The following is a 9,730-nucleotide window of genomic DNA, read 5'->3' as shown; positions in this document are numbered from 1 at the left end:
TTCTTTGTGGGTTTAATACCCCACCGTCAACGGGGGTGTTCAAAATTACTTGGGGGAGCGAATCCCCATGTAATTTTCCTCCTGTCTCCTGTCTCCTGTCTCCTGTCTCCTGTCTCCTTCTTCAATTTTAATAATGGTCTCTATCATTATAAAATATTAAAAATATTGATAGTAAACCTCTAGGCATTATTGCTTGGGCATTATCTAGAAAATCTCAAAATGAAAATCTAAAAATTCAAGGTAGAAAATTCAACTAATAACTTAAGTTTACTGACAACTTACAACTGATAATTGAAATGACTGATTAATATTCTTTCAATAAACTTTAAAACAAAAATCTAGTGGGATAACAAAGCTAAAATGACAGAATTCTGGAATCAAGTTTTAAACTTCGCAGAAACAATAACTTTTCGAGTAGGAAATCAATTATTAAAAGACTTCGGAAATGTCACAGCAGATGAAAAAGCTGACGGTAGTTTAATTACTAAATCCGATAAATGGGCAGATAGAGAAATTAGAGAAGCGATCGCTCATACTTTTCCCACTCATGGAATCTTAACAGAAGAAACTCAACAGATATTTCCTAGTAATGAATGGTGTTGGATTATTGACCCCTTAGATGCTACTACAAACTTTGCTAAAGGTATACCAATTTGGGCAACTTCTATCGCCTTATTGTATCAAGGTATTCCTATATTTGGTTATATACATTTGCCTCCATTACATCAATCTTATTATGGTTTTTATTATCAAGAAAATCAGACTTATTTATCGAACCCACCTATCACCAGAGCATTTTTAAATCATCAACCAATTCAACCAAATCAAGACAATATTACTGGTAATCATTTATTTAATCTTTGTTCCCGAAGTACCAAAATTTTACCTCAAATTCCCACAAAAATTAGAATGTTAGGCATAGCAAGTTATAACTTTTTACTTGTAGCTTGTGGTGCATCTATTGCAGGAGTTGAAGCTACACCTAGAATTTGGGATATTGCAGGAGCTTGGGTAATAGCAAAAGCTGCAGGTGCAGTGTGGATACCATTAGAATCTACAGATATTTTTCCTTTAAAAATTGGCAAAGATTATTCGAGTCATCCCTTTCCTACTTTGGTTGTCGGAAATCAACAATTAGTGTCATATTTTTTGCCTTTAGTACAACCTTTAAGAAAGTAGGAGAAGGAAGAAGGAAGAAAGAAGAAGGAAGAAGAGGGAAGGAGGAAGGTTGATTACCGAAAAATTAGGTTTAAAGCCTCTCCTTGTTTAAGGGTTGAGTATCCTCTATTGACTCCTGATATCATGTCTCATTAAATAATTGTAATAAACAATCTTTACCCAACCTGGTAGGGACGTTGCATGCAACGTCCCTACATTGCGGTTAATTAATGTTACTTGATATGACTCGTGACTCCTGACTACTTCTTCAAAGGAAATAGTAAAATTTATAGCAATACTAAACGTTTAAAGGTTTAGCATCCTCTACTGACTCCTAACTCCTAACTCCTGACTCGTGACTCCTGACTCCTTCTTCTTACCCACTCAACAATTCCATCTGCTAATACCTTTGCTAACTTCTGTTGTTCTTGAGAATTCATAATCCATTCAAATTCATAAGGATTAATCATAAATCCTAACTCCAATAATACAGAAGGAGCTATTGTCGGACGAGCTAAAGCTAAATTATTCCAAAATACCCCATAAGAAGGTCGGTCTAATTTTTCCACTAAATAATTATGTAAAAATACTGCCAAACTATGAGCTTGAGCATGATACCAAAAAGTACCTATTCCCTGAGTTTTTAGAGCATCGCCATAATCAGGTAAAGCATTATAATGAACAGAAAGTGCTAAATCTGGAACTTGTTGATTAATCATTTCCACGCGATCTTTAGGATATAAATCCTCTTCTGCTTTTCGTGTCATATATACTGAAGCACCTCGTGCAATTAACTCATCCTGTAATAACTTTGACACAATTAATGTCACATTTTTTTCCGGATAACCAGTAGGACCTCTTGCCCCTAAATCATTCTCACTACCATGTCCAGCATCAATCAAAATTTTCATTCCAGTCAGAGGTTTATATGCAGAACTAATTCCACTTTTGACTACCGGAGGATGTCGTAAAGTTAATCGCAAAGTTGTACCAACATATTCTAATTTATAACCCCATTGTTGGTACAACTTTGCGATTAACTTTTGACTACCGGAGGATGTCGTAAAGTTAATCGCAAAGTTGTACCAACATATTCTAATTTATAACCCCATTGTTGGTCTGTTTTTAAATAAAATTTATACCTAACTCCCTGTTCATTTTCCACTGTTGAAGTTAAGATTGGTTGCCAGTCTAATCGCTCAATTAAGGGGTCATCATCTAAACGAATAGTATCAGTTTGAGCAGTCGTATTATGCAGAATTAAAGTTAAATAACCATCCCCTTGTTCGACTGTAACTGGTACCGGTACTTGCAAAGGAAATCTGATTTCTGTTGCACCTGGAACCTGACGAGAAAGAGCACTCCGAATTACCGAACGCGGTGGTGCTGCATCTGTAAATATCTTAGTCTCATCTGCTTTTATCCACCCCCCATAATCAAGGCGTAAATAGTTTCCTTCTTTCCCTGTAATCAAAGCTTTAGTACCTTTTGGTAACGGTGTCAAGCGCGAATAAGTGGTACTGGGTCCAGTTCTCGCAACTCCCTCTTCTACTGTTACTTCCGCCACCTCAAATACAGTCGGAGAAAGAATAGTCACTTTTCCCGGTGCTTTTTGAGTCACTGTCTTACCTCTGAGACTTAGTTTAAACTCAGGTTGACCTAAATCTCCTGGTTTCTCTGCTTTCGCACAACCTTGATAATATTCTCCCGCAGAAGGAACAGGTTGATTATCTCCTGTTAATACTGCTAAATTTCCTGGTAAATTTACTACTTGAGACTGAGAAAGTAAAGGAATAGTTTGGGCAGCTAATAAAACAGAAATATTAGCATTTGGAGGAGCGATCGCTTGAAAACAAATTAATTCCCCTGGCATTCTGGCAATATCTTTTGCTGGAGTCAAAGAACCTTGACCAAAAGCTATTCCCACTGGTAAAGGTGGTTGGTTTGAGTTGCGTGTTACCGTAATTATTTTTTCTTCGTCTTGATGGCGTACAGTAAATATATTTTTCCCTATTTGTAATGGAAAACTAGGGGCAAAATGACCTGATTTACTACGTTCATTAATTGCTTTTCCATTAACAGTAACCTCTGCTTCTGGAGAAGCTGTGCCAATTAGAAAAATTCTGTCTGAAGTAGTTTTGTGGCTTGCGGAAGGATAGGCAAGAAATAGAGATTTTGTTGTGGTTTCTTCCGAGAGTTTAAGTGGATTTTCATCTCTATTATTGTGTGACATGGCAATAGGGCAAATGGTACTTATTACTCCTAAAAATATCATTAATCCTAAAGTTGATGAGCCGATAATTTTGCTAAATATTTTGGGAATTATTGTTTTTTTTGTCGCCATTAGCAGTGGATTAAAATTTACCATATTACTTTTTTGTTTTTTTTAGTTATATTTCTTTATTGTACTAAATTTTTCTCTTTGGTAATCAAGAGATAGGAGATAGGGAAAAAAGTGTTGTCATCACTAATTATCCGGACATGGTATTAGGAGGCGCGGATAAATATTGGATTTGAACTATTAAATTTTTAAATTCGTATTCAATAGAACATCTGTATTTAGAGGAAGTAATTTGGCGATTACTGTATAATATCATCTCCGGTTGAATACTTATAAATAAACAACGGAGTCCTCAGGAGTTAGTCATCAGGAGTCAGGAGGGAAGCAAGAATTCATTAATGGATAATGGATAATGGATAATTGATAATTACCTCTGGTTAAAACCGCTACGGAATTGAATATAAGGAGATATTATTTCTTTTCTCTTGGTCGATTGGATATGGCGAGGTCTCCTCGCCATCCCACCCTACGGGAAGCTACGAAGATCGACCGCTTTTTCCCCTTAAAAAGGGAGGCTTCAAGGCGCGAATTATTTAATAATTAATAATTAATAATTAATAATTAATAATTCGGTAAAAAAGAAGAATAAAAAATAAATAGGAGGAAAAGGAGAAAGTTTTTTTGATCACTAATTATCCGGACATGATATTCATTTAAATTATATTGTTCTGAGCTGAGACTGAATCCTTAAAGCCGAGTCTCAGCTTTTTTTCTAGCTTTGTCCAATCTGCAGTCCGTAAGATGAAGCAGAAAATTAAGAAAATTGAACGAGAAGGACAGGTCATTCCTCGTGATTGTCATATCATTCGTTATCAAGTCAATAGAAACCAAAAACTTTACTATTATTATAAATTACAATCTGCTTCACCGATTTTTCCTATGGCTACTGATAGTCAGAAAAAAACTAAATATAAATATGAACGGAAAAGCCGGAAGTGAAGCTCATATTGATGCAGTTGAAAAAATGACTTGAAGGGATATTATTGATGAGCTGGAAAGGGTTATTCATTCCCTTCAAGAAAGTTATTTAGATATTTGTTTTGGTGGAGAAATTGAACCAGATCCATCCTATGATCTTCAGGATGATAAATAATATGATAAAAGAAGATCACTCCAGATTTGATTCTATTACCATAACCCAGTAGTTAGCGTAAATATTAAACTAACTATTTTTTTATATTTGTCCAAGATCCAATAAATAGCTGTTCAATAATTAATTATTACCTCTTCTGTAATAGAAGGATTGACTCAAAGGATTTTTTTTGTCTTTTCTACATGAATGGAGAGGCTTTATACCTTAATTTTTCGGTAATATGAAGCTCGAGTAACCAGATATGGCGATATATGGCGATCGCCCGATTATATAATTTATAATACTACCGGACATCAGAATTTAGGTAGAAACTTAATGGCAGAAACAACAGCATATTTCAATGCAGATGTAGTTATTATTGGTGGTGGTATTGCGGGTCTGGCAACAGCTTATTACCTCAGCCAGAAACAACATCTACAAATTATATTGCTAGAGAAAGACTCTATTCCCAATCCCAACAACAGTTCCTATGGCGATGAACGTATGTATCGCCGAATGTATTCTAATGAATATCTGTCAGAATTGCAAGAGGAAAGCTTGAAAGAGTGGAAAAACCTTGAAGTTCAACATGATTGTCAATTACTGAGACAAAATGGCTTGCTCTTCTACGGCGAAGCTTGGGATGAAGAAACAATAGAAGGTAGTATTCCAGGTGCTCGTCGGGTGATGGAAAAGAAAGGGATTCCATTTGAAGCCTTAAATGCGGAACAACTCCAACAACGTTGGCCAATGCGTCCTAAACCAGATTTTATCGGTTTGTTTGAAAGCACTTCCGGTATGGTTTGGTCTACAAAAGCTATTGAGCTATTTCGATCTCAAGCCGAAACTAATGGCGTATCTATTCACACTGGAGAAGAAACTGTTAGTCTCAACGTGACTATTTCCGGTTCAGTTGAAGTCAAAACACAATCAGGAAATATATTTATAGCCAAACAAGTTGTTTTAACGGCGGGACCTTGGACTAATGATTTACTCAGCTCATTTACAGATCCCCTCAATTTAGAAATTTGGCCGATGTTATGGGGACACTATCGGGTGGAAGAGACTTTACGAGATCAGTTCCCACAATGGTTCTGTTTTCAGCAAGAAAAGCCAGATAGTAACGATGGTGGACTCTACTACGGATTTCCTTGTCATACTCCTGAAACATCACTTATCAAAGTTGGGATTGATTGGTGTCCGCCAGAATTGCGGAGCAAAACCATGAGTACATTTGTAAGAGAACCCGATTCAGAGCTTGCGCAGTTACTCGATCAATTCCTTCGTAATAATTGGGATGGAATTAAGGAGTGTGTGGGTCTGTATTTTAGTCCATACACGATGACAAAAGATACTTTATTTGTGCTAGATCGGCTTCCCGGATATCCACAAATTAGTCTTTTTACAGGTGGATCGGGTCAAGCGTTTAAGTTTACACCACTTTTAGGCAAGTTGCTTGCTGAGTTAGTTTTAGATCAGCCCCCCTCTTTTGATTTATCTCCCCTCAGTGCTAGTCGGGAGTGTGTTAAGCCGTTGTCCACTGTTTCTGCATAATCTTTGAAAATTGCCAGGATGCCATGAATTGAGAGAACATTCAGCATCCTGGTTTTGCTTATTCTTTGTAAATGCGAAGATGGGTGTGTGAATAATCCATTGAAAACTGACTAGGATTTTCTCGAACCCTAGCGGTAAATCTGGCGTAAAATTGGTTGACAATATCTAAAACATCTTCATGGGAGCGATTAGTGAAGGCATTTCGGAAAGTATGCTCACTCCAAGAACGAATTGTTTGAGTAAGTCCTTGGGCAAATTTCTCAGTGTCCCCATCTTCTTCGTACTGAGATCGATAAGGACAGGGAATTAAGATGGTTTGTATGTCCCCTAATCTTAACCCAGCTTGATAAACTTCACTTTGGGAATCTTCAAGACAGGCACTAAATTCAGCTTCTGTTCGGTAATAATTTTGGAATGTAGCGTCAACATACTCCTCTGGCTTAATTAAACCCTCAATCTGCATTTGTTTCCAAATCTGATGGAGAACATCATGCATATTCAAGTCTACCTGGTTGTTGCCTAAATAACGCCCTTTTCCATCTGTGGATAAGTTGGCACTGACTATTTGCCCCCCTGATTTGAGTTCTTTCGCCCTAGCTAGGAGAATAGTAGTCCAGTCAAGCTGAGATTGGGCTTGAAAAATGGCTTTATCTTCCCCTTGCTCACAAGCATTAATATGGGTATGGTAGGTTAGATGTTTAGGCAACTTACTTAACCAGTGCATGGCTGTGGAAGAGAAACCAAAGTCTAGACTATTGGGAGGACACACAGGTTCATAAAATGAGCGTGGAACCATTGAAACGACTAGATTTTGATCGTCTTGCATTAAAAAGGATGAAGTTTGACCCAAAGCATTAAAATCATTACTGGATAAATCACTAAATATTGCTTCAATAAAAACCCCGCTATTTTGTTTTTTGATTGTATCAAAAATTTGCTGCCATAATCCTTGGGTAGTACCGCCATCTGCAATACCATAATCAGCTAGTCTTACCTGTGAACAGTTTTCGATAGGTTGGATTGCTGTTTTGACTAAATTCCCAGCAGCTTCGAGACAAAGTTTTGCTCCAAGTGTGTTGAGTGAGTAGTCAGATGCCATATAAATTGCCATATCAGATATTCTCCAATGATGATGATTTTTTTCCTGCTTTTGGGTTTAATTTTTCTCTAAAAAATCTGGCATTTGACATCCCACTCTGGGTTGTTTATCTGCTGCTGAAATCAGGGTTGATATGACTTGTTCGTAGGATTCTTCGCTATTGGTTAACTCTGCCAAAAAGGCATTAACTTTTTTTTCAACAATTTCTTGGACAAAGGCATAAATATAGCAGGGGTCTACTTGCTTGAAAATTGATGGGGCATAAAACTCGATTGAGTCGCAAATAACAGCACCAGCACTACTAATTGATTCCGGAATAAAAGTGATGGATTTTGCCTGTAAAATATCAAGTACCGAAGGTTCGCTTAGGGGAACATTTGCAGAACCAACAATATATTGACACTGCAAGGAATCGGCAATTTCTGGTGTAATTAGACCACTGATGGAACAAGGAACTAATGCATCACAGGGAATATCCCACCAGTTATGATCCTGTGAGATATTCTTGCAATTCGGAAGATCTGCTCGCTGGGGTACAATGTCATAAGTCATGATACTTGCTCCCAGTTTTTGGAGACCTAGAGCAGTAGCTTTACCCACCTTTCCCAAACCATGAACCAGAAAAACTAAGCCCTCAAGATTTTTTCCAAAAATACCTTGAATACTACCCACTACACCATAAGCTGTGGCAATACTCGGGTCAACTTGAGAATCTAGAGATGCCAGAATATAAGGACAGTGGTTTCTGAGATATTCCATGTCCTCCAAGGAAGTATTCAAGTCACAACCAGTGTACATCAAACCGTTAAGCTCATTCAGCATAGAACCGATAAAACTCAATAGCTCTTTCTTGCAGGCTTGACAATCGGCCATCGCTACAACAATTTTACCACCGCTAAAACCTGTATTGTACAGACGATGTTTATTGGTCATAACGAGGGACAAATTTCTACAGTCCTCCCAAGCAAGTGTCTGAGATTTATAAGTTTTGACCCTCAATCCACCGTTACTGGGATGACTCAGGGTTGGTCTGTCTAACCCAATAAAGCATTGCAAACCATCTCTATCTTTCTGAATAATTTTCATCTAAACTAAATTTGTTCTATTTATTATGGTGGATTATATTACAAAGGTTAAAAAAAAACATCAATTCTCTGACAAATTTGTTCCTGTCTTTCTTGCTTCTTCTAGCCAGCTATCAAACTTATCTTGATTTTTCTTGACCCATTCTTCTGCATGGCGACGGATATCTTCTGAGTTACTTTCACCATCTTGTACGAGTTTTTGTTGAGCGTTAACATCTTCAATAGGAATTGAAACCAGCTCAAACAGACGTTTGGCGGCTGGATTAACTTGCAAAAATTTATTGTTTGCTACTATCCGCACTCTATCAACCGCAATACCTAGATTTTTTCCATCTAGCATAGTTTCTTGTTCCGACACTTCTCCCTGTTCTTCTGGTAGAGAAGTAAAAGGTACTTCTAGCCAGATTGCATCCTTACCAGGTTCTAACACTGCAGGTATCCAATGGGGAGTGTAAAGATAATAGAGAATAGGTTTTTCCAGTCGGTTGCGAGCTACTACATCTGCCAACAAAATATCATAATTACCTTGATCGTGTTCAACGGTATCTCTCAGTCCATAGACATCCAAGTGATGCTCAATCACTAATTCACAACCCCATCCAGGATTACAACCTGCTAAGTTAGCTTTGCCATCACCATCTGAGTCAAAAAGTTGGGCAATTTTGGGATCTTTAAGTTGCTCTAAGCTGATAATTTTATATTTATCAGCAGTTTTTTTGTCAATTTGATACCCTTGTAAAGCATTGTCAACAATAATTCCCACCCGCTTGAATTTATCTTCGCCTCCGTTTTCTATAAAAAATTTATTTTGGAGTTTTTCCCAATGATCGGTGTAGAAATCTAATTCTCCGTTACTAACAGAAATATGCACTACGGGAACACTGAGCTGTTTGACGGGTTCAGTTTGATAACCAAGCTTTTCTAGACCAATATTAATAATTTCTGTTAAAAATGCTGCATAGGTTGTGATACTAGAGCCAGAGCTTACTTTTACCCCTTTACCCGGCATCGTTTGGTCTGTTGATTCAGGATTAGATTGGATAGTCGGTTGACAGGCAATTAAACTGATTGACAGAAAAGCTAGAACTATTTTTAAGCAGTGTTTTTTTCTTTTTCGTTTCATTTTCGTTTTTTAAGCTAGTTTTAGTCAAGCAATGGCTTAATTTTATTCCATAGAGCTAGTGGGTATCCTAATGGTGTTTATGAGAGACCTGACATCAAGGTATAAACCATAAATTTTAAAAATCTCAAAGCTATACACAGTATGATTTTAGGCAATTCAATTTAACACCATATCATAAAATGAAGCTAATTGATTTGAGATTTTTCCATTCGCCAAATGGAGTTTAATTAGGGTTTGCTGAATAAAGTCTTATGGGTGAGGGTAGGAGACAGGAGACAACCCACCCCTCGCCCCTCCC

At 37.3% G+C, this 9,730-nt stretch carries 5 protein-coding genes and 1 pseudogene; 2 read left to right on the top strand and 4 right to left on the bottom strand.

Going from position 1 to position 9,730, the window contains the following annotated elements:
• The first annotated feature begins 360 nt into the window (after nucleotides 1–360).
• Nucleotides 361–1,179, top strand: coding sequence for an inositol monophosphatase family protein (locus D5R40_RS27160; protein ID WP_124147840.1), 819 nt, complete (start codon nucleotides 361–363; stop codon nucleotides 1,177–1,179).
• Nucleotides 1,180–1,499: 320 nt separating this feature from the next.
• Here D5R40_RS27160 and D5R40_RS42195 read toward each other — a convergent pair.
• Nucleotides 1,500–3,526: pseudogene (locus D5R40_RS42195) on the bottom strand (N-acetylmuramoyl-L-alanine amidase).
• 1,381 nt (nucleotides 3,527–4,907) lie between these two features.
• On the opposite strand from D5R40_RS42195, the gene D5R40_RS27145 reads away from it, so the two are divergent.
• Nucleotides 4,908–6,125 carry an FAD-dependent oxidoreductase gene (locus tag D5R40_RS27145; protein ID WP_124155487.1) on the top strand — a complete coding sequence of 406 codons (1,218 nt, stop codon included), beginning with the start codon at nucleotides 4,908–4,910 and terminating at the stop codon, nucleotides 6,123–6,125.
• A 58-nt stretch (nucleotides 6,126–6,183) separates the two neighbouring features.
• Here the strand turns inward: D5R40_RS27145 and D5R40_RS27140 are convergent, their stop codons facing one another.
• From D5R40_RS27140 to proX, 3 genes are read right to left on the bottom strand one after another with little or no spacing between them, the layout of a single operon-like run.
• On the bottom strand, nucleotides 6,184–7,236 hold the full coding sequence (locus D5R40_RS27140) for a class I SAM-dependent methyltransferase (RefSeq protein ID WP_124155486.1): 1,053 nt from the start codon (nucleotides 7,234–7,236) through the stop codon (nucleotides 6,184–6,186).
• 45 nt (nucleotides 7,237–7,281) lie between these two features.
• Nucleotides 7,282–8,310 carry a Glu/Leu/Phe/Val dehydrogenase dimerization domain-containing protein gene (locus D5R40_RS27135; protein ID WP_124155485.1) on the bottom strand — a complete coding sequence of 343 codons (1,029 nt, stop codon included), beginning with the start codon at nucleotides 8,308–8,310 and terminating at the stop codon, nucleotides 7,282–7,284.
• Nucleotides 8,311–8,370: 60 nt separating this feature from the next.
• Complete coding sequence (proX, locus tag D5R40_RS27130) at nucleotides 8,371–9,432, bottom strand: glycine betaine/L-proline ABC transporter substrate-binding protein ProX (protein ID WP_124146765.1); 1,062 nt, start codon at nucleotides 9,430–9,432, stop codon at nucleotides 8,371–8,373.
• Nucleotides 9,433–9,730 lie beyond the last annotated feature (298 nt).

The sequence above is a fragment of the Okeania hirsuta genome (genome assembly GCF_003838195.1).
Lineage (GTDB): Bacteria > Cyanobacteriota > Cyanobacteriia > Cyanobacteriales > Microcoleaceae > Okeania > Okeania hirsuta.
Note: the sequence above shows the minus strand (reverse complement) of the source record. Positions and strands in the feature narration are given on the sequence as shown.

Excerpts from the sequence above, each read along its gene's own strand:
- D5R40_RS27160 (WP_124147840.1), top strand. The coding sequence starts at position 361 with ATGACAGAATTCTGGAATCAAGTTTTAAACTTCGCAGAAACAATAACT.
- D5R40_RS27145 (WP_124155487.1), top strand. The coding sequence starts at position 4,908 with ATGGCAGAAACAACAGCATATTTCAATGCAGATGTAGTTATTATTGGT.
- D5R40_RS27140 (WP_124155486.1), bottom strand. The coding sequence starts at position 7,236 with ATGGCAATTTATATGGCATCTGACTACTCACTCAACACACTTGGAGCA.
- D5R40_RS27135 (WP_124155485.1), bottom strand. The coding sequence starts at position 8,310 with ATGAAAATTATTCAGAAAGATAGAGATGGTTTGCAATGCTTTATTGGG.
- proX (WP_124146765.1), bottom strand. The coding sequence starts at position 9,432 with ATGAAACGAAAAAGAAAAAAACACTGCTTAAAAATAGTTCTAGCTTTT.